22 protein-coding genes and 1 tRNA gene are annotated in these 22515 nt (G+C 66.1%); 15 read left to right on the top strand and 8 right to left on the bottom strand.

Features of this window, described 5'->3' with window-relative positions; all coding sequences use genetic code 11:
- Positions 1–53: 53 nt before the first annotated feature.
- From ACTIMF_RS11910 to ygiD, 3 genes are all read left to right on the top strand, one after another.
- Positions 54–887: a hypothetical protein gene (locus ACTIMF_RS11910; RefSeq protein WP_442350506.1), complete on the top strand. Its 834-nt coding sequence runs from the start codon at positions 54–56 to the stop codon at positions 885–887.
- Complete coding sequence (locus ACTIMF_RS11905; RefSeq protein WP_442350505.1) at positions 884–1447, top strand: TetR/AcrR family transcriptional regulator; 564 nt, start codon at positions 884–886, stop codon at positions 1445–1447. Before ACTIMF_RS11910 ends, ACTIMF_RS11905 begins: the two co-directional genes overlap by 4 nt.
- A 73-nt stretch (positions 1448–1520) precedes the next feature.
- Entirely contained in the window at positions 1521–2378 is an 858-nt protein-coding gene (gene ygiD / locus ACTIMF_RS11900; RefSeq protein ID WP_442350504.1) for a 4,5-DOPA dioxygenase extradiol, read from the top strand.
- 115 nt (positions 2379–2493) lie between these two features.
- Here the strand turns inward: ygiD and ACTIMF_RS11895 are convergent, their stop codons facing one another.
- Both ACTIMF_RS11895 and ACTIMF_RS11890 read right to left on the bottom strand, forming a co-directional pair.
- Complete coding sequence (locus tag ACTIMF_RS11895; RefSeq protein WP_442350503.1) at positions 2494–3747, bottom strand: glutaminase; 1254 nt, start codon at positions 3745–3747, stop codon at positions 2494–2496.
- Positions 3748–3805: 58 nt separating this feature from the next.
- Complete coding sequence (locus tag ACTIMF_RS11890) at positions 3806–4156, bottom strand: DUF2200 domain-containing protein (protein ID WP_442350502.1); 351 nt, start codon at positions 4154–4156, stop codon at positions 3806–3808.
- Between the two features lie 58 nt (positions 4157–4214).
- Here ACTIMF_RS11890 and ACTIMF_RS11885 point away from each other — a divergent pair, with 58 nt between their 5' ends.
- Positions 4215–5285: a zinc-dependent alcohol dehydrogenase gene (locus ACTIMF_RS11885; RefSeq protein ID WP_442350501.1), complete on the top strand. Its 1071-nt coding sequence runs from the start codon at positions 4215–4217 to the stop codon at positions 5283–5285.
- Between the two features lie 202 nt (positions 5286–5487).
- On the opposite strand, the gene ACTIMF_RS11880 is transcribed toward ACTIMF_RS11885, so the two are convergent.
- The 3 genes from ACTIMF_RS11880 to ACTIMF_RS11870 all read right to left on the bottom strand — a co-directional run bounded on the left by ACTIMF_RS11880 (position 5488) and on the right by ACTIMF_RS11870 (position 7149).
- Entirely contained in the window at positions 5488–6198 is a 711-nt protein-coding gene (locus ACTIMF_RS11880) for a M23 family metallopeptidase (protein WP_442350500.1), read from the bottom strand.
- A 178-nt stretch (positions 6199–6376) separates the two neighbouring features.
- Positions 6377–6449: transfer RNA gene (locus tag ACTIMF_RS11875), tRNA-Ala, on the bottom strand.
- Positions 6450–6570: 121 nt separating this feature from the next.
- The gene (locus ACTIMF_RS11870) at positions 6571–7149 is read right to left on the bottom strand and encodes a TetR/AcrR family transcriptional regulator (protein WP_442350499.1); all 579 of its coding nucleotides are present in this window, start codon (positions 7147–7149) and stop codon (positions 6571–6573) included.
- A gap of 143 nt (positions 7150–7292) precedes the next feature.
- On the opposite strand from ACTIMF_RS11870, the gene ACTIMF_RS11865 reads away from it, so the two are divergent.
- From ACTIMF_RS11865 to ACTIMF_RS11845, 5 genes are all read left to right on the top strand, one after another.
- The gene (locus tag ACTIMF_RS11865; RefSeq protein ID WP_442350498.1) at positions 7293–8585 is read left to right on the top strand and encodes a flavin-containing monooxygenase; all 1293 of its coding nucleotides are present in this window, start codon (positions 7293–7295) and stop codon (positions 8583–8585) included.
- 5 nt (positions 8586–8590) lie between these two features.
- Positions 8591–9391 (top strand): SDR family NAD(P)-dependent oxidoreductase, encoded by an 801-nt coding sequence (locus tag ACTIMF_RS11860; RefSeq protein WP_442350497.1) that lies wholly within the window; start codon positions 8591–8593, stop codon positions 9389–9391.
- A complete protein-coding gene (locus ACTIMF_RS11855) occupies positions 9388–10149 on the top strand; it encodes an acetoacetate decarboxylase family protein (protein ID WP_442350496.1) in 762 nt (253 codons plus the stop codon). The genes ACTIMF_RS11860 and ACTIMF_RS11855 overlap by 4 nt, the downstream gene beginning before the upstream one ends.
- 4 nt (positions 10150–10153) lie before the next feature.
- A complete protein-coding gene (locus ACTIMF_RS11850) occupies positions 10154–11383 on the top strand; it encodes an oxidoreductase (RefSeq protein ID WP_442350495.1) in 1230 nt (409 codons plus the stop codon).
- Between the two features lie 200 nt (positions 11384–11583).
- Positions 11584–13239: an FMN-binding glutamate synthase family protein gene (locus ACTIMF_RS11845; protein ID WP_442350494.1), complete on the top strand. Its 1656-nt coding sequence runs from the start codon at positions 11584–11586 to the stop codon at positions 13237–13239.
- 3 nt (positions 13240–13242) lie between these two features.
- Here the strand turns inward: ACTIMF_RS11845 and ACTIMF_RS11840 are convergent, their stop codons facing one another.
- Together ACTIMF_RS11840 and pgm are read right to left on the bottom strand one after the other, a co-directional pair.
- Positions 13243–13968, bottom strand: coding sequence for a DsbA family protein (locus ACTIMF_RS11840; RefSeq protein ID WP_442350493.1), 726 nt, complete (start codon positions 13966–13968; stop codon positions 13243–13245).
- An 83-nt stretch (positions 13969–14051) separates the two neighbouring features.
- Positions 14052–15692, bottom strand: coding sequence for a phosphoglucomutase (alpha-D-glucose-1,6-bisphosphate-dependent) (gene pgm / locus ACTIMF_RS11835; RefSeq protein ID WP_442350492.1), 1641 nt, complete (start codon positions 15690–15692; stop codon positions 14052–14054).
- Between the two features lie 68 nt (positions 15693–15760).
- On the opposite strand from pgm, the gene ACTIMF_RS11830 reads away from it, so the two are divergent.
- The 4 genes from ACTIMF_RS11830 to ACTIMF_RS11815 are packed head-to-tail and all read left to right on the top strand — an operon-like array spanning position 15761 to position 18742.
- Positions 15761–16384, top strand: a complete 624-nt coding sequence (locus ACTIMF_RS11830; RefSeq protein WP_442350491.1) for an alpha/beta hydrolase — start codon at positions 15761–15763, stop codon at positions 16382–16384.
- Positions 16381–17268: an ABC transporter ATP-binding protein gene (locus ACTIMF_RS11825; RefSeq protein WP_442350490.1), complete on the top strand. Its 888-nt coding sequence runs from the start codon at positions 16381–16383 to the stop codon at positions 17266–17268. The genes ACTIMF_RS11830 and ACTIMF_RS11825 overlap by 4 nt, the downstream gene beginning before the upstream one ends.
- A 7-nt stretch (positions 17269–17275) precedes the next feature.
- A complete protein-coding gene (locus ACTIMF_RS11820) occupies positions 17276–18343 on the top strand; it encodes an ABC transporter permease (RefSeq protein WP_442350489.1) in 1068 nt (355 codons plus the stop codon).
- A gap of 60 nt (positions 18344–18403) precedes the next feature.
- Complete coding sequence (locus tag ACTIMF_RS11815; RefSeq protein ID WP_442350488.1) at positions 18404–18742, top strand: DUF488 domain-containing protein; 339 nt, start codon at positions 18404–18406, stop codon at positions 18740–18742.
- On the opposite strand, the gene ACTIMF_RS11810 is transcribed toward ACTIMF_RS11815, so the two are convergent.
- A complete protein-coding gene (locus ACTIMF_RS11810) occupies positions 18732–19295 on the bottom strand; it encodes a QsdR family transcriptional regulator (protein WP_442350487.1) in 564 nt (187 codons plus the stop codon). The two genes, ACTIMF_RS11815 and ACTIMF_RS11810, sit on opposite strands and share 11 nt — an antisense overlap.
- Positions 19296–19451: 156 nt before the next feature.
- On the opposite strand from ACTIMF_RS11810, the gene ACTIMF_RS11805 reads away from it, so the two are divergent.
- Both ACTIMF_RS11805 and ACTIMF_RS11800 read left to right on the top strand, forming a co-directional pair.
- On the top strand, positions 19452–21098 hold the full coding sequence (locus ACTIMF_RS11805; RefSeq protein ID WP_442350486.1) for a long-chain fatty acid--CoA ligase: 1647 nt from the start codon (positions 19452–19454) through the stop codon (positions 21096–21098).
- Between the two features lie 304 nt (positions 21099–21402).
- Positions 21403–22425: an alpha/beta hydrolase family protein gene (locus ACTIMF_RS11800; RefSeq protein WP_442350485.1), complete on the top strand. Its 1023-nt coding sequence runs from the start codon at positions 21403–21405 to the stop codon at positions 22423–22425.
- Positions 22426–22515 lie beyond the last annotated feature (90 nt).

Below are 22515 nucleotides of genomic sequence, written 5' to 3'. Positions count from 1 at the left end.
TTGCTGCCGTTGAGATCTAGAGCACAGTACCATACGGTATGGTTTGTTCTATTATGAGTCATCGCCGATCATGTTTTGCCATCAACATCCTGGTCACAGCTATATTTGTAGTCCTCGCAGCAGGTCTCGTCTCCGTGCCGACGTCGGCGCGCGCCGACCCGAACATCAGGTGTCCGCAGCAGTACCTGTACTTGCACGACATGGCGGGTACGACTGCCGAGATGAGTCGGTTCGCCCGCGCCGTCGGCACTCCGAAACGGTGCTCGGCGGTCGCCGACTACGGGCGCACCCCACTCACCGACGCGGTTCTGGCCAGCGGTGGCCGGCCGATAGCCGGCTTCACGGCCGTCGACGACAGCGTCGCACAGATCGCCGCGCTGATGCGTGAGCGGCGGCTTCCGGAGTCTCGCGGATGGACCGTGCTGGCCCAGGGTGCCGGGGCACTGGTGGCGCAGCGGGTGGTGCAGTCGCAGAAGATCTCGTCGGGGATCGAGAAGATCGTGACGGTCGGACCGATCTGGCGGGGAACCAACGTGGGATTCCTCGGCGACACCGAAGATCTCAGCAGACGACTCGGAACCTACGACGCGGTGCTCGCGGTGGAGGCTCCGCTCATCGACCCGTGGTGCGCGGGCTGCCGAGAGCTCGTGCGCGGGTCGGACCTGTTGGTCTCCTTGCGGCGGAACGGGACTCCGTCGTCCGGAGTGCGCTACACCAACGTCATCTCGCCGGTCGACGGGCTGGTCAGCGATCCGCTGTCGGCCGCACTCGACGGTATGCACAACCGGATACTCGACCCGGCGCGCACCCGCGGTCCGGCGCACCACTTCGCGCTGTTGTCCGAGCCGACCGTGATCGCCGCCGTCCGCGACGCTGTCCGCCGATGACGCCGCGGCGCAGCAGTCGTCTCGGTGCCGTCGACTGGGTCGACGCCGCCTTGGGGTTGGTCACCGCCGAAGGCGTGCGGGGCGTCAAGATCGCGCGCTTGTGCGACGAACTCGGGGTCACCAAAGGTAGCTTCTACTGGCATTTCGCTGATCTCGACGCGTTGTGGGAGGCGATGGCGACGCGTTGGCAGGAGATCAATCGGCTCCGAGTGACCGAGCTGCACGGTCTCGCGGAGATGGCCGCCGATGCGCGGCTGATCGCGCTGTCGACCATGTTGATCAGCGACAGTCACCTGACCGTGGAGAAGGCCATCCGCGACTGGGCACGCAGCAACGAGAAGGTTGCCGAGACGGTGCGCAACATCGACAGCGAGATCTTCGACGTCGTCGATGGCACGCTCCAGGAGTTGGCGATGACCGCAGACCAGGCCCGGCTCCTCGCGGGCCTGCTCGTCTACGCGGGCATCGGCTACATCCACGCCCACGTCGGTCTGCCGACGCCCACCCCGGAAGACTTGCAGCACGCTAGATCCGGGTTGATCCTCTCCGGCGCCGACTGACGCCGCACGCTCAATTCGTCTCCGGTCGCGTACCGTCGAAAGCGGATCTTCGCAGCCTAGGAGGGCCTTTCTGATGAGTACGACGATCATGCCTGCCGCGTTCATCGGGCACGGAAATCCGATGAACGCGATCGAGCGCAACCGTTACACCGAGTCGTGGAAGGCTTTCGGCGCGGCGGCCCCCACTCCCCGCGCGATCGTGGTGATCTCCGCGCACTGGTACACCAACGCGACGGCCGTCACGGCGATGCCGCTCCCCCGTACGATCCACGACTTCTATGGCTTTCCCCAGGAACTGTTCGACGTCGAGTACCCGGCGCCGGGAGCACCCGAGATCGCCGAACTGGTGGCCGACGTCGTCCAACCGACGTGGGTGGGTTTGGACGCGGACAGTTGGGGCATCGACCACGGCACCTGGTCGGTCCTGACACATGCGTTCCCCGATGCGTCGATCCCGGTGATCCAGTTGTCGCTCAACGCGTTCAAGGATTTCGATCACCACATGGAGATCGGCCGCAAGCTCGCGCCGCTACGCGAACAGGGCGTCCTGATCGTTGGCAGCGGCAACATCGTGCACAACCTGCGCGCGGTCGACTTCTCGCAGCCGGACACCGGTTTCGACTGGGCGCACCGTTTCGACGACGCTGCAGGCGAACTCCTGCAGGACGATCCGACCAAGGTCCTCTCCCTCGACGCCCACCGGGACTTCGCGAAGGCCGTGCCGACCCCGGATCATTTCCTGCCGATGCTGTACATCGCCGGGTTGGCCGATGGCCGGCCACTGCAACCTCTCATCAAGGGGTACGCAGCGGGCTCGTTGTCGATGACCGCCTACAGTCTGGGTTTCGACTGCGAACTCGACCTGGCGGGCCCGACGGCCGGGGCCGCGGAGCTCCCCGCGGACTTCCCGGCACTCGACTCCAATCTGTAGGCACTGGTCAGACGGCATTCGCTCCCCTCCCTGACGCTCGCTCCCCTCCCGAGGTGAGCGAGCGTCGCGCAGTGACGCGAACGGGGTTGCGGTTCAGCTTTTCGAGCCCAAGGCCTCAGCGGACGAGGTCGTCGGGGCCTGCGACCACGGTCACTCGCCCGCCGTCGCCCGGGTCCGGATCTGGCAGCACCCCGTCGGGGTCGATGAGGTACACGTCGTGGCCGTCGAGCGTCAGCCGGCGGACGGCCTCGAGGAGCATGCGACGGCCTACGGGCCCGATCGTCGCGACCCGTTTCGCAGTGAGGGGGTCGTCTTCGAGTTCTCGCAGCACTCGTTCGGCGCCAGCGAAGCGGATGCGTCCCTGCAGTGACACGACCTGGACTGCGTCGTTCCCGGTGCCCACGATGCGACGTCCGCGAACCACCGACGGGCCGGGCGGCGGCACCTCCATCAGGTGCATTCCCATCTCAGAGGTGAACCGGCGGAACAGATCCACTCCCCGCACGCTGTTGCCGTGCCGGTCCAGGCGCGGGGAGAACGTCGCCATGCCCACCTGTCCCGGCAGTGCGCCGATCACCCCGCCTGCCACACCGCTCTTGGCCGGGATCCCGACGTTCGTCATCCAATGTCCGGCACCGTCGTACATGCCACAAGTGGCCATCACGCTGAGTACCTGGCGGACGACCTCGGCCGGCACCACGGGAGCCCCGGTCAGTGGGTTGACGCCGCGGTTCGCGAGCGTGGCGGCCATCATGGCCAGGTCTTCGACGGTCACCAGGAGCGAGCACTGACGCGTGTATCCGATGACCGCGTCCAGGGGCTCGCCCCCAATGATGTCGTTGGCGCGCAACATGTTCGCCAGTGCTCGATTCCGGTAGGCCGTCGCGATCTCCGACTCATACACGGCACTGTCGACCGTCAGCCGGCGTCCGGCGAACGCACTGAGACCGTCGATGATCCGCGACGTCCGTTCCTGTGGCGTCGCCCCGGTCGGACCAGCCAACGTGTGCGCCGCGATCGCACCCGCATTGATCATTGGATTCAAGGGTCGGCCGGTGCCCTCCTCGAACGAGATCTCGTTGAACGCGTCGCCGCTCGGTTCCACACTCACCTTCTCCATCACCTCGTCGAACCCACGGTCGGCGAGCGCGAGCGCGTAAACGAACGGCTTGGAGATCGACTGAATGCTGAACGCGACGTCCGAGTCGCCCTGCGAGTAGAGGCGTCCGTCCTCGGTGCACATCGCGACGGCGAGACGGTCCGGATCCGCCGTCGCGAGTTCGGGAATGTAGTCGGCGGTCTCCCCCGAGTGATCGGCTTCCACCGATCCGAGAGCTTCGGCTAGATAGTCAGGTATCGGCGATCGCACTCACTCAACGTACTCGGACGGAGCCGCTCGGCGCGGCATCGATCGACTCCCTGTGCGGTCACTGTCGCAGGATCTTCTCCATCGACTTGCCGCGAGCCAACTCCTCGACCAACTTGTCCAGGTAACGGATCTCGCGCATCGTCGGCTCTTCGACGTCTTCCACACGGACTCCGCACACCACTCCGGTGATGAGCTCCCGATTCGGGTTCATCGCGGGCGCCGCCTCAAAGAACGTCTCGAAGTCGATGCCGTCGGCCAGGCGACCAGTCAGTTCGTCCATCGAGTATCCGGTGAGCCAGCAGATGATCTCATCGACCTCGGCCTTTGTCCGATTCTTCTTCTCGGCCTTCGCGACGTAGTGCGGATACACGTCGGCCACCGCTGTCGTATAGATCCGGTGCTTGCTCATGCCCCTATTGTCCACGGACGGGACCGAACCGTGCGGCGGCAGCCGATAGTCTGTGACGATGTCGACCACTTCTGACCGCGAGAATCCGGTGGACGCCACGATGCGAGGCGCGCTCGTCCGACCGACGCGAGACGTCGTGGTCGAGCAACGACCAGTGTCGGCCCCCGGGCCCCGGCAGGTGCTGGTCCGCAGTTCACTCGTCGGGATCTGCGGCTCGGACACGCACGCGCTCGCCGGCCACCACCCGTTCCTCGACCGCGATTACGCACCCGGCCACGAAGCGGTCGGTGTCGTCGCAGCTTTGGGCGAATCCGTCTCGGGACTGAGCGTGGGGCAGCGCGTCCTCCTCAAACCGAATGTGGCGTGCGGACGATGCCTGAACTGCCGGGCCGACCGCAGCAACGCGTGCGAGAAGCTCTCGTGGATTGGGTGCGACGTCTCACGCCACTGGTCCGGCGCGTTGGCCGAGTATTTCCTCGCCCCAGAACAGAATCTGTATCCCGTCCCCGACCACGTGGACGATGCGACGGCGGTCCTCGTCGAGTGCCTCGCGACGCCGGTGCACGCGGTCCGGATCGCGGGCGACCTCACCGACGCTCGCGTGGTCGTCCTGGGCGCGGGAACGATCGGCGTACTCGCAATTGTTGCCGCCGCACGCGCGGGCGCGGAGCGCATCGTCGTGACCGACATGGACCAGGGAAAGCTCGACCGCGCCGCCCGGGTCGGTGCCGCCACAGGCGTGTGCGCCTCGGCCGCCGACGTGGACGAGCGGGTACGCACTGCGCTGGGCGGACCGGCCGACGTCGTGCTGGACTGCGTCGCGTCGCAGGTCTCGCTCAATCAGGCCGTCGGCCTCCTGCGTCGAGCCGGGACGGTCCTCGTGGTCGGCGTCCCTGCGCGGGAGGCGTCGCTGCCGATGCCGGTCGTGCAGGACTGGGAGATCCGTGTGCAGGGCTGCGCCGCCTACACTGAGGTCGACGTCGCCGCAGCCCTCGCGATCGCGACCGACGGCGGCATCCCCACGGCCGAGATCGTCTCCGGGACAGTCGCGCTCGACGACGTCGCGACGGCGTTCGACGATGCGACTGCGGATTCGTCCGGGAAAGTGCTCATCGATCCACGGAGGTGAGCAGTCCAGTGGGGCACGCGCTCAATCCAGCACTTGTCGTTCGCCACTGCCTCCGCGACCGACGTGGGATCGCGCGAACGCAGCGCTCACATTCACTCCCGCGCGTAAGTGGTACCGCTCAGCAGGTTGAGCGGTCCATCGGGGCGTCGATGGCCTCACAGGTACCACCCGCCCGCGATTCGGCGTCGTGCCACAGCTCAGATCAGGGCTGAACGCCTCGCTTCTTCAACCAGGTCTGCGGATTGATCGGGGTGCCTGCGGAGTTCTGGACCTCATAGTGCAGGTGCGGGCCAGTCGAATTGCCGCGACTACCCACGGTGCCGATCTTGTCGCCCGCGTTCACCTTCTCGCCTGCGTGCACGAAGATCTGCTCGACGTGGCCGAAGATCGCCGTGGTGCCGTCGTCCTGTCGGACCCGAATCCACTGGCCGTACCCGGAGGCCGGACCTGCTTCGAGGACGACGCCATCGGTCACGGCGTACACCGGGGTGCCGGTCTTGTTGGCGATGTCGAGGCCGTCGTGGTGGGTGCCCCAGCGTGAGCCGTACGTCGAGGTGACTGTGCCGCTGACCGGCTTGACGGCCTGCCCCTGACCGGGGCCGGTGCGCGGCAGCAGGTCGCGGAGCGCGTTGTCGAGGTCATGCGGCAAGTTCTTGGGAACCTGCAGGTCCTTCGGCAGCTCTACGCCCTTCGGGAGCTCGATAGGCGCCGAGGGCTTGGCAGCGACCTCACCGGCGGTGGCGCCGGCCAGACCGATCGCTCCGGCGATCGCGGCGACGGCTCCGACACGCACGGGCGTCACGGTCCGACGTGGCGGGGCAATCCGGTGGCGGCCTGCCCCGCGGGACGGCGGCGTGATGCCGAGGTCGGCGAGGGCCATGGTGTTGCCAGCGGTCGTGCGGTGTCGAGACACAGTCTGTCCGTTCTGAGGTAGGTAACGTTTCGGAAACGGTAAGGACACGGCGAGGCTACTTGACTAACCGTGGGCGACGCCAACTGATGCACGGTGTGGACGATGCCGATCGCCCAGACAGCGACCAACGAGATGCCGAATGGCCGGTCAGAATAGTCTCTGACCGGCCATTTTCGAGTGGAGCTAAGGGGACTCGAACCCCTGACCCCCACACTGCCAGTGTGGTGCGCTACCAGCTGCGCCATAGCCCCGTATTCTGTTTTCGCGCCCGCTCGGGTGCGCTAGCCAACCTACCGCACCGCGTTAACGGCAACCAAATCCGCTGGTCAACTCCGAGTCGATTACCACCGTCGTAAAGCACCAAACGCTGACTCACCCCGGCCCGATCATCGCGATCGCATTCTCGGCGAACGACATCAGGCGCGCGATCGGATACGCCTCCGAATCGGCGAGGAGGAGACGGCCCGCCTCCCATACGACAGCGAGGAGGATTCGTGCTGCGACTTCCACGTCGATTGTGAGAACACGGTCCGACCCGACGTCCCCGAGGAGGTCCTCGAAGGTGCGGACTACGAGTTGGCGCCCTTGGTCGAGGCGAGAGCGGAAGGCCGGAGTGCTGCTGTCGCTGAGCATGAAGACGGCGCTCCACAGGTCTGGTGACTCGTGAACGCGTTCGAGAAAGTTCCGGAAGGCGCTGAGCGCGATCGTCTCGACGGAGTCACCGTCTGCCGACGCGAGCGCCGCAGACCACTGCTCGATCGCTCGCCGCTCTTCCCGGTCGAGGGATGCCCGTAACAACTCGTTGCTGTCCGCGAAGTGGACGTACGCGACCGGGCGGGTGACTCCGGCTTCTTTGGCGACCGAATCGATCGACACCTTGTGCACACCGTGCGCGACGATCACGCGTAGCGCTGCGTCGAGAAGCTGCTCGCGACGTTCAGCCGGGGGCATGCGAGGTGCGTATCGGCGGGGCGACGTGGTGCTTGCGTCTGTCATGAGGCTCCTGAGGATGTCCGCGCGGTTCGCATTTGACAACGATAGCGACATCCCGCATTGTTACATTAACTGTAACTTACAGTGAGTGTAGGAATTGAATGAATCCACGAATTGACGACAGAAGTGACCGTGTCTGTGTGATCGGTGCCGGCTACGCAGGCCTGGGTTTGGCGGGTGCCCTGAACGAGGCGGGCATCGACTATGACCAACTGGAGGCGACCAGCCGAATCGGCGGCAACTGGTCACACGGCGTGTACGAGTCGACGCACCTGATCAGCTCGAAGAAGTCGACGCAGTACGCCGGATTCCCGATGCCTGACGATTATCCGACGTTCCCCAGCGCGGCACAGATGCTCGCTTACCTGCAGTCTTACGTCGCACGGTTTCGCCTCGACACGCACCTCGAGGTCGACACCCGCGTCACCGACGTTCGACCTGTCGACGCCAACGGCGCCGCGGGGTGGTACGTCGAAATCGCGAACGGCGAGGTTCGCCGCTACCGTGCCGTTGCGGTAGCGAATGGGCACTACTGGGAGCGCAACCTCCCTGCCTATCCCGGCGAGTTCACCGGCAAGCAACTTCACTCGAAGGACTACAAGAGACCCGCAGACTTCGGTGACGGCGACCGAGTCCTCGTTGTCGGCGGCGGAAACTCTGCCAGCGACATCGCTGTCGAGGCCTCGCGAGCGTTCGGCACCTCCGACATCTCGATGCGGCGCGGCTACTGGTTCATCCCCAAATCGATCTTCGGAATCCCGTCCTCACAATGGGACCGAGTGTGGATGCCGCTGGCCATCCAACGGATCGCCTTCAGGCAACTGCTACGTCTGTCGTACGGCGATTACCGTCGCTATGGGTTGGAGCGGCCCGACCATAAGTTGTTCACCAAGGACGTAACCGTCAACACGTCGCTCATGTACGCACTGCAGCACGGCAGAGTACGGCCGCTGCCCGAGATCGAACGGTTCGACGGCAACGTCGTGCATTTCGTGAACGGCGCCTCAGCGGAGTACGACACCATCGTGTGGGCGACCGGCTTCCATACCAGGTTCCCGATGCTCGACGAGACCATGTTCACGTGGGAGGACGGGCAGCCACTGCTCGTAGAGCACGTCCTGGTTCCGCGATTCTCGAACATCTACATCTGGGGACTCGTCGCGCCACGATCGGGCGCTGGCCAGATCATCTCGCAGGGTTCGAAGTTCATCGTCGACGCGATCGGAACCCAGAAGCGCCTCGACGAACCGCTCTCAGACCTGGTGAGCAGGTGGACGCCCGCCCGCTCATCGATCCTCGCGAGCTCCGCGGAGATCCTGTCCCGAATCAAGCTCGGCAGACGAGCCCTCCCCTATCTGGCTGCCCAATCGACATTCCACACCGTCAGGAGCTGACCCACATGGCATTGCCGACACCCACCACGAGCACACGAGCCGTGATCACCGGCGCGTCCAGCGGAATCGGCGAAGCGCTCGCCGAACGACTGGCGCGACGCGGCCACTCACTGCTTCTCGTCGCACGACGAGAGGACCGGCTGCTCTCGCTGGCAGTTCGACTACGCGATCTGTACGCGGTCGACGTCGACGTACTGGCGTGTGACCTCGGTGATCGCCCGGCGCGCACCGAACTCATCGACACGATCAGCGACATCGACGTCTCGATTCTGTGCCTCAACGCCGGATTCGCTACCTACGGAAGTCTGCACGACCTCGATCCCGACCGTGAGCGCGAAGAGGTCGAGGTCAACGTCGTAGCTGTTCACGAACTTCTCCTGGCCGTCCTGCCCCGACTACGTGCCCGCGGCTCGGGAGCGATCCTCATCACCGGATCGACAGCGGGGAACCAGCCCAGTCCGAACAACGCCACATATGCAGCGACGAAGGCATTCGCGAACACGCTCGCCGAGTCCCTACATGGGGAACTGCGCGGCTCGGAGGTCACCTGCACCCTCCTCGCCCCCGGGCCGGTCCGTACCGAATTCGCCGAAGTCGCCGATCTCGGCCGGCTGGAGAGGCTGCTGCCGTCGTTCGCCTGGGTCAGTGCCGAACAGGCGGCCGAGAGCGCAGTGCGGGGAATGGAGTCGGGGCGACGACGCGTCGTGCCCGGCCCGTCGGCCAAGTTGCAGAACATCGGCGGACAGCACAGTCCGCGATCGATCTCGAACCCACTGCTTCGGCGAATCTACGGAGACATGCGATGACCACTGTCTCCGACGACTACAGCTTCCGAGGCAGCGTCCGTCAGACGCTGCGACTCGCGCCACCGAGGGATTTCCTCTATCGCGACGCCCATTACTTGACCGCGACGGTCGAGATCGACCCGACACAGATGAAGCGATGGCTACCTGCCGGAATCCGGCTCGCCTCGCCCGCGCGAGCCGACGTGTTCACCGCGTGGTTCCCGGACTGCACCTACGGGTCGGTGTACCACGAGGCAGGCATCTTCGTACACATCAAGACTATGCAGGGCACCGGAATCCACTGTCCCTGGATGATCGTCGACGACGACGTCGCGATGATTCTGGGGCGCGAACTGCTCGGGTATCCGAAGAAGTGGGGTCAGATCGATTGGCGACTCGAGGATACGAATATCGAGAGTTCGGCGTCGCGACGCGGCGAGCACCTACTCACCCTGAACGGAACAGTCGGTGACGTCATCGAGGGCGCACCACCCATCCTCGGCAGGCCGCACCGGAACGTGACGGGGACCATCGGTCTCGCGTTTCCACGAGTCGTCGGCTTCAGACCGGGCGAGCACCCGATCGAGACGCGTCGAGTACTTCTGCGCGACTTTCGAATCGGCGGATCCGCACGCGACCCCATCCACCTCATGGGGCTGGGCCCGGCAGTGGAGGCTCGCCTTCACCGCGTGAACCTGACCGCCGGCACTCCCCCTGTTCCCTTGCGTCCGTTGACACCACTGTTCTCCATGACCCGACTTCGACCGAGAGTGCTGTGACCTGATGACTTCTACGACCACCACGCTGTCGGCTCCGCTGGAACTGCCCTGCGGCGCGACCCTCCCGAACCGCATCGCCAAAGCCGCGATGAGCGAACAACTCGCCCTGCGGGACGGCTCGCCGAGCGACAGGCTTCGACGCCTGTACGCGGTGTGGGCCCGCAGTGGCGCGGGACTACTCCTCACCGGCAACATCATGATCGATCGTGACGCCCTCACCGAGCCCGGCAACGTGATCCTCGACGACGGCCGCGCCATGACCGCTGTCCGCGACTGGACCAGCGCCGCAACGCAAGCGGGCGCGTCGATCTGGGCGCAGCTCAGCCACCCGGGAAAGGTGGCCGTTTCGCCGTTCAATCGCCGGCCCGTCGCCCCGTCGCCCGTGCGCAGCGATGTCCCCGGCTACAGCTTCCGCAAACCGCGTGAGCTCACCGCGCGCGACATCGACGACCTGATCCGGAAGTTCGCACGGAGCGCGGAACTGGCGATGGCGGGCGGATTCGACGGCGTTCAGGTGCACGGCGCCCATGGATACCTGCTGTCACAGTTCCTCTCGCCGTTGTCGAACCGGCGCACCGATTCATGGGGTTCGGATCCGGTCGCCCGCCAGCGGCTCCTGTTGGAGGTCGTCGCCGCGGTCCGCGACACCGTCGGCGCCGACGTGCCCGTGGGCGTCAAACTCAATTCCAAGGACTTCACGCACGGCGGGTTCGAGAACGACGAGTCGCTGGCCGTGGCGGTCGCACTGGCCGAGGCGGGGATCGACCTCCTCGAGATCAGCGGCGGCAGCTATGAGGAGCCCGCGATGACGGGGGTCGCCGTCGGCCAGAAGGAACGCGCACATGAGGCCTATTTCATCGATTTCGCGCGACAAGTGCGCCACGAGACCTCGGTGCCGCTGCTCCTCACCGGTGGCATGCGAACGCCCGCGCATATGGAGGCTCTCGTCGCCGACGACATCGTCGACGTCGTCGGTATTGGTCGCCCGATGACGTTCGTTCCCGACTATCCGTCGCGGGTGCTGGCCGGCGATCGGCCTCGGCTGCCTCAGAACCCGCCCACGGTCGGGTACCGTCCGGCGAACGGCTACCTGGAGCTCGCGTGGCACAACGATCAGCTGCACAGGATCGCGGCGGGCAGGGCACCTCAACGACGTCCCGGCCTGCGCACCCTGGTTCGATCGATGGCCCGAATCTCGAAGGCGGCGATAGCGCAGGCCAGGATCCCACGATGACGGACGGGCTCACGACTGCCGGCGGTCACCGCGTTCGGACTCGGGAAGCTCGACGGATCGACAGGAGCCGCTAGGAGGTCGTGCATTACGCAAGACTCACCGGAGGAATCGGCCCCGAGAGACCGAAGTAGACGTACCCTGGCCGCGGTGGGTCTGCAGGCGCAGACCCTTCGTGATCGACGACGACGGAGGTCAAGTACATGATCCGATGGCTCGCAGTCCTCTCACTCTGGATCGCGTCGGCCCTCTCGCTGATCCTCGTGTTCGGGGTCTCGCCGTGGTGCCTGTTTGTGACCGTTCCCCTGTTCACGATCGCCCTCGTCGGCATCTACGACCTACTGCAGCGCAACCACAGCATCCTGCGGAACTACCCGGTGCTCGGCCACTTCCGGTTCTTCATGGAGTCGATCCGACCGGAGATCCAGCAGTACTTCATCGAGCGCAACACCGACGGCGCACCGTTCGACAGGAACACGCGAAGCACCATCTACGAGCGCGCCAAGGACATCAAGGACGTCGACCCGTTCGGCACCCAACGCGACGTGAACGAGATCGGCTACGAGTTCGTTCGACACTCGATCGCCGCGCGGCCCGCCCGAGCCGGCGTCCCCCGCGTGCGGATCGGCGGTTCGTCGTGCACACAGCCGTACGACATGGCGCTCTACAACGTGTCGGCGATGAGCTTCGGCGCACTATCGGCCAACGCGGTCCTCGCGCTCAACGGCGGAGCGGCCCGCGGCGGATTCGCCCAAGACACCGGCGAAGGCGGCCTCAGCCCCTATCACCTGCAGCCCGGCGGCGACCTCATCTGGGAGATCGGCACCGGCTACTTCGGCTGCCGCACCTCCGACGGCCGTTTCGACCCGGACATCTTCGCGCAGAAGGTGCAGGAGCCGTCGATCAAATGCGTGTCGATCAAGCTGTCCCAGGGCGCGAAACCAGGACTCGGCGGAGTGATGCCCGGCCCGAAGGTCACCGCCGAGATCGCCGAGATGCGCGGCGTCCCCGTTGGCGAGACCGTCGTCTCACCGCCGTCACACAACCGATTCCACAGCCCGGAAGGCCTCTGCGAGTTCATCGGACAACTCCGCGACCTGTCCGGCGGCAAACCGATCGGCTTCAAACTCTGCGTCGGTTCGCGCAGCGAACTGCTCGGCATCTGCAAGGCGATCATCCGTACCGGCATCGCACCGGACTTCATCATCGTCGACGGCTCCGAAGGCGGCACGGGAGCGGCGCCCGTCGAGTTCGAGGACAACGTCGGCATGCCGTTGACGCAAGGCCTGATGACCGTCCACAACGCTCTCGTGGGAACGGGACTACGGTCTGAGATCCGCATCGGAGCGTCCGGGAAGATCACCAACGGCGTCGACATCGTCAAACGCATCGTTCAGGGCGCCGACTTCACGCTCGCCGCCCGCGCCATGATGATGGCCGTCGGCTGCATCCAAGCGCAGGCCTGCCACACCAACAAGTGCCCCGTCGGCGTCACCACACAAGACCCGAGACGCGCACGCGCACTCGATGTTCCTGACAAGACCGAGCGCGTCTACAACCTGCAGCGCAACGTGGTCGACAACGCCAAACAACTCATCGCTTCGATGGGACTCACCAGCTTCGCCGATCTCAACGCGTCGATGCTGATGCGGACCGTCGGCCCCAACGAGTCGAAGTCGTACGTCGACCTGTACGAGTGGCTCACCCCCGGCGAACTCCTGACCGACCCGCCCGATTCGTGGCGCGCCGACTGGGAGTACGCGCGCAGCGACTCGTTCGTCCTCGCCTCGTTGTACGAGTCCGAGCCCGACGAGTACGCCCCACCGATCACCACGACCGACGGACCGCTCGCGGTCTGACGGTCAGGACTTCGGCGGGTTCGCTATCAACTCGTCGAGCCAGGCCGGACCGTCCATGATCCCGTCGACCTGCGAACCGGCAGAGAGGACGCTCGGCGTCATGACGTTCCCGTCGTTCGAGTTCGCGAGCTGCGTACTCGACTCGTCCGCCATACCGCGCGCCTCGTCGACGAGCGCGCCGTCGGCGATGCACTTCTGCGAAGCCGGACCTGCACCGGCGTCGGCTGCCAGTTTCGCGATCTCCGCGTTCGACGGGTCGTCCCCCGACTTCGCGAACAACGCCGAATGCAGCTTCCAGAACGCGTCACGATCGTCGTTGCGTGCGACGCACAGGATCGCGCCCGCGCCGCGGGAGGAGAAGTCGCCCGACTCCGAGTCCGAGTCCAAGAAGTTCAGCATGTGGTAGCGGACGCGGACAGTCCCGTCGGTGACCTTCGCCGCGAGGGCGGGCCCCGAACTCGTCTCGAACTCCTTGCAGTGCGGGCAGTTGAAGTCCTCGAACACGTCGATGGTCTCCGGAGCCGTCCGCTCCCCGACGATGAACGACGCGTTCTCGGCGAGCACCTTGTCTTCGACCGGCGGGTACGTCTTGTTCGACTGCCACAGGTATCCGCCGACGACCACGGCGATCACCACAAGCACACCCAGCCCGATCAGGATGTACGACATCCTGCTCGACGTGGCCTGCGGTTCGTACTTCGCGTTGGTGCGCTCGCTGCTCTTGCTCACGCCCTCGACTGTAGCGGGAGGGGTCTCGACTCCGCTCGACCAGCGGGCGGGGTCTCGACTCCGCTCGACCAGCGGGCGGGGGCCTACCCGAGGACGGAGTCGACGAGGGCCTGGGCCTGCTCTTGAACACGCGCGAGGTGATCGGCTCCACGGAAGGATTCGGCGTAGATCTTGTAGACGTCCTCAGTGCCCGACGGCCGGGCCGCGAACCACGCGTTCTCGGTGGTCACCTTGAGTCCGCCGATCGCACGGCCGTTTCCCGGAGCTTCGGTGAGAATCGCGGTGATCGACTCCCCCGCCAACTCCGTGGCTGCGACCTGACTCGCCGCCAATGCGCCCAACCGCGCCTTCTGATCGCGGTTCGCGGGAGCGTCGATCCGGGCGTACGCCGACTCGCCGAACTGCTCCGCCAACTCGGCATACCGTTCCGACGGGCTCTTGCCAGTCACCGCGAGGATCTCCGACGCCAGGAGATCCATGATGATGCCGTCTTTGTCGGTGGACCACGGTGCGCCCCCGAACGTCAGGAACGACGCACCGGCGCTCTCCTCGCCGCCGAACGCGACCGAGCCGTCGAGCAGGCCGTCGACGAAGTATTTGAAGCCGACAGGAACCTCCATCAGCGTCCGCCCGAGGCCGCCGACCACGCGGTCGATGAGCGACGACGACACCAGCGTCTTGCCGACGGCGGCGTCGGCGCCCCATCCGTCCCGATGCGAGAACAGGTAGTCGACGGCCACCGCCAAGTAGTGGTTCGGGTTCATCAGGCCGGCGTCGCCGGTCACGATGCCGTGCCGGTCGGCATCGGCGTCGTTGCCGGTCGCGATGTCGAACTCGTCGCGGCGCGCGATCAGAGACGCCATGGCGTTCGGCGACGAACAGTCCATCCGGATCTTGCCGTCGGTGTCCAGGGTCATGAACCCGAACGCCGGGTCGACCGTCGGGTTCACCACCGTCATCCCGTCGAGCCCGTAGAAGTCCTTGATCTCGGCCCAGTAGTTCACCGAGGCTCCGCCCAACGGGTCGGCCCCCACCTCGACGCCGGCCGCGGCGATCGCCGCGAGGTTCACCACCTCGCCGAGTGCGGTCACGTACTCGCCGGAGAACGGGTAGTCGATGACGAGTTCGGACGCGCGAGCCCGCTCGAACGGGACACGCTGCACATCCCGCAGTCCGTCAGCGAGGATCTCGTTGGCGCGCGCCGCGATCGGTGTCGTAATCGGGGTGTCCGCGGGTCCGCCGCTCGGCGGGTTGTATTTGAAGCCGCCCTCGGCCGGCGGATTGTGCGACGGCGTCACCACTATCCCGTCGGCGAAGACGCCGGGGTTCTCGGCGTTGAACCGCAGAATCGCGCGACTCACCGCGGGCGTCGGCGTGTAGTCGTCGTCGACGGCGGTGAACACGGCGACGCCGTTGCCGACGAGCACCTCGACCGCCGACCGCCACGCAGGTTTGGACAGCAGGTGGGTATCGAAGCCGATGAACACCGGTCCTTCGATGCGCGCACGCTCGCGGTGTTCGACGATCGCCTGCGTCATCGCGAGCACATGCGCCTCATTGAATGACCCGGCAAGGCTCGATCCGCGATGTCCCGATGTCCCGAACACCACCTGCTGCGCAGGATCGGCGGAGTCGGGAGTCCGCTCGTAGTAAGCGTTTTCGACGGCGGCGACGTCGATCAAGTCGCCGTCGCGGGCAGGGGTTCCAGCTCTCGGGTGCGCCATGGAACCGATTGTGCCACCGGAACTTGGCTATTGTCGGAGTCGACCTGTCACCGGATATGAGGGATTGCATGCGTCTGCCGATTCCCGACCCCGAACTCGCCGTCCTCGTCCTGCCCGGCGGCACTGACTTCAGCTACCGACCGTTCTCGCCGGTACAGCCGTCGGCGCTTCGGATGTACCCGTTCACCGCGTCGATCCAGTCCGTGTTTGGCCCGCGTGTCCGCGTCCGCCAGGTCCGCTACCGTGTCTACGGCTGGAACGGCGGACAGGCCAGCCCGATGCCGTACGCGCGCAACGCACTCGAGCGGTTGGCCCGCGACCATCCGGAAGTCCCGATCGCCGTCGTCGGGCATTCGATGGGCGGGCGGATCGCCGCGCGACTCGGCGACGACGAACGAGTCACCGACATCCTCGCTCTGGCACCGTGGTGGCAGTTCGCCGACTGGCGTGCGATCCACGACCAGGCACGGGTCGTGGCGGTGCACGGCGACGCCGACACGGTCACCCGGCACCGACGCACCGCGAAGGGAATCGCCGAGTTGTCCGACCGCGGTCTCGACGCCACCTACATCCCGGTCCCCGGCGGACGCCATCCGATGCTCGACCACCTCGGCCTCTGGCACGGCGAGACGCTTGCGTTCGTCGCACACGCACTCGACCGTGCCCGTGTGCGCGAGGGCGTGTCGAGATGACCGTCCCCACACCGACGGCCACGCCGACCCCCGCGTTGACGGGCACCGGCCTCGGACGCTCGTTCGGCGCCCACCACGCCGTCGTCCACGCCGACATCGCGCTGCACCCCGGCGCGATCACCGGCCTCGTCGGCCCCAACGGCGCAGGGAAGACGACGCTGCTGTTGATGCTCGCCGGCCTGCTCGCCCCCGACCGCGGCGTCATCACGATGGACGGCGACGGCACGCCGGGCGGCGTCGTCGACCCGCAGACGATGCGCAGGAACGTCGGGTGGATGCCCGACGTGTTCGGTACCTGGGAGTCGTTGACACCACGCGAGATCCTCGTCGCATTCGGTCGACTCAACGGCTTGGATCGGGTGACGGCCGACGGGCGTGCCCGCGAACTGCTCGCCCACGTACATCTCGTCGAGTTCACCGACCACCCGGCGTCGGGTCTGTCCCGTGGACAGAAACAACGCCTCGGTCTGGCTCGGGCGCTGGTCAACCATCCGCGAATCCTGCTGCTCGACGAACCCGCGTCCGGCATGGATCCTCGCTCGCGCATCGAACTCCGAGCTCAACTGCGAGCGGTCGCCGATTCGGGTGCGGCCGTCCTCGTGTCCTCGCACATCCTCGGCGAACTCGAGGAGCTGGTCGACGACGTGGTGATGATGACCGGGGGGCACACTCGTGTGCCCGCCGCCGCGACCACCGCGCGTTGGCGGGTGCGTCTGGTCGGCCAGCCCGCCGATCAGGCCGTCGTCGTCGAACTCGCCGACGACGCGGCAGCGGCCGCCTACCTCGCCCATCACGTCGGCCAGGGCGCGCCGGTCGCCGAGTTCACTCGGTTGCACAGCGGCCTGGAGCGCGCGTATCTCGACCTCGATGCGGACAGGACGTGAGCATTCCATGAATCGCACCCGTTCGGTGAACCGCAGTGCGGTCTTCGTGCTCGCCGGCTTGGAAGTCCGCCAACGGATCCGTTCCACCCGTTGGCAGGCCACCGCAGGAATTCTGTTCGCGTTGATCAGCGTCATGGTGCTCGGATCGCTATACCTGACGGTGGCCGTGGCCGAACTGACGTACGCGGAATGGGCGGGCAACCTCCTCGACATCGCATTGGCGGTCGTCCTGTTCCTCGGCCTCGCCGCCGCACCGACCCTGAGTGCCACGGCGATCAACGGCGACCGGCGCGACGCCACGCTGGCCGTCGTTCAGGCGACGCCGATCTCGTCGTGGGAGCTCGCCGTCGGCAAGCTCCTCGGTTCGTGGCTCTCGGCCCTTGCCCTGATCGGGGTCGCGCTGCCGTATCTGCTGTGGGGCATCGTCTCGAGTCCCACGTCGATCGTGTTCGGTGTGCTGGCCGTGCTCGTGACCGCACTGATCATGCTCGCGTACTGCGCGATCGGGTTGGCGTTCTCCTCGCTCACCATCCGCCCGGCGGCGTCGGCGATGCTCACTCAGGCGATGGTCCTGATATTGCTGATCGGGTTGCCCATCGCATTCGGGTTCACCTATCCGTTGACCGCGCGGACTCACCAGGTGACGGTCGCCGAGCGCGACTACAGCGTCGACTCGTCGGTTCCCGGTTGCGTCCTCCATGAGACGGACAAGCGGTTCAACCACACCGAGTACACGTGGTGGATGCTGGCGCCCAATCCGGTCCTGTTGGTGTCGGACACGTTGTCCGCTGGGATCGCCGGCTCGTCCGACGACGATGACATCCGCGGAGCCTCCGGATTCTTCGCGTTTCTGCAGTCGGCGGCCCGCACGGGGCCGGAGCTGAGTCCGCAGACGTGCGAGAGCACCCTCGCAGCGGGCTCCTCCAGCGACGACCGCGCCGCACGACATATCGGCGACAGCTGGTACATCGGGCTAGTCCTCACGCTCGGTGCTGGCGCCGCGGCCCTGATCGTCACGGCCCGCCGTCTACGCGTGCCCGCACGCAAGCTCGGCCGGGGCGTACGCGTCGCCTGAGCAGCTCCCCGCATCCTCCCCAATCCCCGTATCCTCCCCAATCCCAGTATCCTCACAGACATGATCACCGTCGCTCGTGTCTACGATGAGCCGGCCGCCGACCGCGTGTTCGTCGACCGCCTGTGGCCGCGCGGAATCCGAAAGGACGACCCGCGGGTGGGACGCTGGATTAAGGATGTGACGCCGTCGAACGAGCTGCGGAATTGGTACCACTCCAACCGCGACCGATATGACGACTTCGTCGCCCGCTACCGGGACGAACTCTCGTCGGGTCCGGCCGCCGAGGCCCTCGACGAGTTGCAGAAGCTCGCCGACGACGGCGACATCGAGTTGGCGACGGCAGCCAAGGATGTCGAACACAGCCACGTCCCGGTGATCGTGGACGCGCTCAACCGATGACGGCGTCCTCGCGTACACTGAGCATCGCTCTGCACGCTTGAGCGACCTTCTCCGAGTCGGGTTCTTCACCGCTGATCACGTTCGCGTAGACGAACGTCTCGGTGATCCGTACCAGGATGAGCGCGAGGTCGGGGACGGGCAGTGGCGGAACGAGCCGGCCTGCGAGTACCTCGCCGTCGATGAAGTCCGCGACCCGGTCGACGATGCGAGGGTGGACGCCGCCCGCCTTCGTCGTCATCAATCGCCAGGCCCGCTCCGGTTCGCGGGCGAAGAAGTCGCGGAAGTACTGAGCGCCGTTGGCGCGGACCGCGAACTCGCGCATCATCGACGCCACGCGCGCGCCGCCCTCCCCCGACGCGCGGCGTGCGGCAGCATCCATCGTCATCTCGGTGAGTGACCAGATCACTTCCCCGAGCAGCCCGTCCCGTCCGTGGAATCTACGGTAGACGGTGCTGCGGTTGACGCCGACGAGCGCGGCCAACTCGTTCATCTCCACGCGTTCGCCCGACACGAATCGGTCTCGCGCCAGGGCGAGCACCTCGTCGGACTTCACTCGTCGGTCATCTCCTCGATCGGGTGCACCATCTTGGTGGAATGATGCGACAGGTTGCGACTAATGTAGGAAACTAGTCGCCAGCGGCGTGAGACCGCTCACTTTTCGGCGAACACAGTGCGAACCGACTCGATCGGCGCAGACGAAGGAGACTTGATGATTCAGTCCACGATGCAACACGGTGCACTCACTATCTCGAGTCTGGTCGAGTACAGCCGCCGCATCTTCCCGGAAGCCCGCACTCGCACGTGGACCGGCGAAGGCTTCCGTGACATGTCGTTCGCCGAAATCGGTGACACCGGCGCACGGATCGCCAACGCACTGACAAAACTCGGCGTCCAGCGCGGCGACCGCGTGGCCACCTTCATGTGGAACAACAACGAGCACCAGGCGATCTACGCAGGCGTTCCGTCGATGGGCGCCGTGCTCCACACCCTCAACCTGCGGCTCTCGCCCGAGCAGGCCGTCTTCATCATCAATCACGCCGACGACAAGGTGATCTTCGTCGACGCCAGTGTCGCCCCGATGCTCGGCAAGTATCTTCAGGGCACGCCGAACGTCCAGCACGTCGTCGTGACCAACGGACCGGCCGACGCGATCACCGCTCCGGATACCATCACGGTCCACCAGTTCGACGAATTGATCGCCGACGAGTCGACCACGTACGACTGGCCCGAAGTCGACGAGAACGACGCAGCCGTGATGTGTTACACCTCGGGCACCACCGGCGACCCGAAGGGTGTCGTCTACTCGCATCGCAGCATCTACCTGCACTCGATGCTGATCACGACGACGATGGGAATGGGTCTGTCGAGCACGGACACCATGCTCGCGATCGTCCCGATGTTCCACGTCATGTCCTGGGGCCTGCCCTACGCCGCGATGATGGCCGGCTCGACGCTCATCATGCCGGACCGTTTCCTGCAGCCCGAACCGCTGCTCGCCATGATGGAGTCCGGCGCGCCGACACTGGCCGCCGCGGTCCCCACCATCTGGCAAGGCGTGTCGGCGCTGCTCGACGCGAAGCCGCAGGACATCTCCCACCTGCGGGAGGTGATCGTCGGCGGAGCCGCGGTACCGCCCGCCATGATCAAGAAGTTCGACGGCTACGGCGTGCGCATCACCCACGCCTGGGGCATGACCGAGACCTCGCCGCTGGGCAGCGTCGCGCGACCGCCGTTGGGCGTGGCCGACGAGGAAGCCGAGTTCGCCTACCGCGTCACCCAGGGACGATTCCCGTCGCCCGTCGCCGCACGCATCATCGGCGACGACGGCCAGCCGCAGCCGTGGGACGGCGAGGCCGTCGGCGAACTCGAGGTCTCGGGCCCGTGGATCACCGGCTCCTACTACGACCCCGCGGGCAATGTCGCCGACGAGTCGAAGTTCCACGACGGCTGGCTCCGCACCGGCGACGTCGCGACGATCACCCCCGACGGATTCATGACGATCGTCGACCGCGCCAAGGACATGATCAAGACCGGCGGCGAGTGGATCTCGTCGGTGGAACTGGAGAACATCATCGCGTCCAACCCGGCGATCGTCGAAGCGACCGTTGTCGGCGTCCCCGACAAGAAGTGGGACGAGCGGCCGTTCGTGCTCGCCGTCGTCCGTAGCGATGAGGACGCCGACATCGAGGCGCATAAGAAGTACTTGGAAGACCTGGTGCCACGCTGGCAGATCCCTGAGCGCTGGTCGTTCGTCACCGAGGTGCCCAAGACGTCGGTCGGCAAGTTCGACAAGAAGCGTGTCCGCAAGCACTACGCGGACGGCGATTACACGGTCGTCGGCGATCCCGAGGCGTGAGCATTCGCACGTGCAAGTAACCAGCGGTACCGTAGAGACGGTCATCGATCTTTCCAGCGACAGGAGCACAACATGATCGATCAAGCAGTGTGGGAAGCGTTGCAGAACAACGATGCACTTCTCGGTGCGCTCCGCGTGATGTTCTCCGGTCTCCCCTGAGTCCGCGCATTACCCGATAGGAATTGACTCGCGACGGTCCGCACACCATCTCGGTGTGCGGACCGTCGCCGTTGCGCTGCCGGTCACCGTCGTCGGCGCGGCGAGGCGAGGCGACCCGCCGCCGCGTCCCGTCTAAACTCGCGGTGTGAGCCGCAGGAGAAGACTGACGCTGGTGGCGCTCGGCACCGTCGTTGCCCTTGTTCTCGGCGTCGCAGTGTGGGTCCTCGTCGCCAAGGACTACGCATTTCACGAAGAGCGGGTCACGATTCCCGGACCGCGCGGCGAGCTGCACGGCGTCCTGGCGCTCCCGTCGAACGACGGCCCCTACGGACTAGTCGTCTTCGTCCACGACGACGGGCCCGCCGACGCCGACGACGGCGACCACTACAAGCCGCTGTGGGACGCGTTCGCTCAGGCCGGGTTCGCGTCCCTCTCGTGGGACAAGCCAGGTGTCGAAGACGCGCCGGGCGACTGGCTCGACCAGTCGATGCACGATCGCGCCACGGAGGTCGACTCGGCGATCGCGTGGGCGCATACCCGCGACGACATCGACACCACCCAGGTCGGTGCGTGGGGTATCGGGCAGGCTGGCTGGGTGCTGCCCGAAGTCGCCCAGGCCCGCCCCGACCTCCGCTTCATGATCGCCGTCGACCCGGCGATCAACTGGCTGCGTCGAGACGAGTTCGCAGCCAGGGCCACTGCCGTCGCCGACGATGACTCTCCGGAGGAGGTTGCTGCCGCCGACCGCCGTCGCGCCGAACGGACCGCGCTGATCCGCCGGGACGCCGATTATCGCGCGTACCTCGACTCGCACGTGGACTCCGAGCCGATGACGCCTGCCCGGTGGGCATTCGTCAAACGCAACGCGGGCTCGGATTCGACTGCGGCGCTCGCGAGCATCCCGGTGCCGACCCTGCTCCTTCTCGGCGGACGCGACCGAGACGTCGACGTCGACGAGACCGACCGCGTGTACCGCAAGCAGGTGCAGTCGGACCTTCTTACGGTCAAGAATTTCCCTGAGGGGACCCATCGACTGACACGCAACGACATTGAGTACCGCGGAAGCGACCTACGTACCTTTGGACGGTCGGTTCTCGCTCCGAAGAGCATCTACGTGCCCGATTACCTGGACACCCTCCGCGTGTTCGCGAAGCGGCAGTCCGAGTGACACCTTCGCCGGTCGAGCGAAGTCGAGACCCCCACCGCCGGTCGAGCGAAGTCGAGACCCCCACCGCCGGTCGAGCGAAGTCGAGACCCC

Source organism: Gordonia sp. (in: high G+C Gram-positive bacteria) (genome assembly GCF_052106715.1).
Classification (GTDB): Bacteria; Actinomycetota; Actinomycetes; order Mycobacteriales; family Mycobacteriaceae; genus Gordonia.
Note: the sequence above shows the minus strand (reverse complement) of the source record. Positions and strands in the feature narration are given on the sequence as shown.

Coding starts and splice junctions, on each gene's coding strand:
- pgm (WP_442350492.1), bottom strand. CDS start 15,692: ATGGCGCACCCGAGAGCTGGAACCCCTGCCCGCGACGGCGACTTGATC.
- ACTIMF_RS11845 (WP_442350494.1), top strand. CDS start 11,584: ATGATCCGATGGCTCGCAGTCCTCTCACTCTGGATCGCGTCGGCCCTC.
- ACTIMF_RS11805 (WP_442350486.1), top strand. CDS start 19,452: ATGATTCAGTCCACGATGCAACACGGTGCACTCACTATCTCGAGTCTG.
- ACTIMF_RS11820 (WP_442350489.1), top strand. CDS start 17,276: ATGAATCGCACCCGTTCGGTGAACCGCAGTGCGGTCTTCGTGCTCGCC.
- ACTIMF_RS11830 (WP_442350491.1), top strand. CDS start 15,761: ATGCGTCTGCCGATTCCCGACCCCGAACTCGCCGTCCTCGTCCTGCCC.
- ACTIMF_RS11910 (WP_442350506.1), top strand. CDS start 54: ATGAGTCATCGCCGATCATGTTTTGCCATCAACATCCTGGTCACAGCT.
- ACTIMF_RS11855 (WP_442350496.1), top strand. CDS start 9,388: ATGACCACTGTCTCCGACGACTACAGCTTCCGAGGCAGCGTCCGTCAG.
- ACTIMF_RS11815 (WP_442350488.1), top strand. CDS start 18,404: ATGATCACCGTCGCTCGTGTCTACGATGAGCCGGCCGCCGACCGCGTG.
- ACTIMF_RS11860 (WP_442350497.1), top strand. CDS start 8,591: ATGGCATTGCCGACACCCACCACGAGCACACGAGCCGTGATCACCGGC.
- ACTIMF_RS11865 (WP_442350498.1), top strand. CDS start 7,293: ATGAATCCACGAATTGACGACAGAAGTGACCGTGTCTGTGTGATCGGT.
- ACTIMF_RS11870 (WP_442350499.1), bottom strand. CDS start 7,149: ATGCCCCCGGCTGAACGTCGCGAGCAGCTTCTCGACGCAGCGCTACGC.
- ygiD (WP_442350504.1), top strand. CDS start 1,521: ATGAGTACGACGATCATGCCTGCCGCGTTCATCGGGCACGGAAATCCG.
- ACTIMF_RS11850 (WP_442350495.1), top strand. CDS start 10,154: ATGACTTCTACGACCACCACGCTGTCGGCTCCGCTGGAACTGCCCTGC.
- ACTIMF_RS11905 (WP_442350505.1), top strand. CDS start 884: ATGACGCCGCGGCGCAGCAGTCGTCTCGGTGCCGTCGACTGGGTCGAC.
- ACTIMF_RS11885 (WP_442350501.1), top strand. CDS start 4,215: ATGTCGACCACTTCTGACCGCGAGAATCCGGTGGACGCCACGATGCGA.
- ACTIMF_RS11825 (WP_442350490.1), top strand. CDS start 16,381: ATGACCGTCCCCACACCGACGGCCACGCCGACCCCCGCGTTGACGGGC.
- ACTIMF_RS11890 (WP_442350502.1), bottom strand. CDS start 4,156: ATGAGCAAGCACCGGATCTATACGACAGCGGTGGCCGACGTGTATCCG.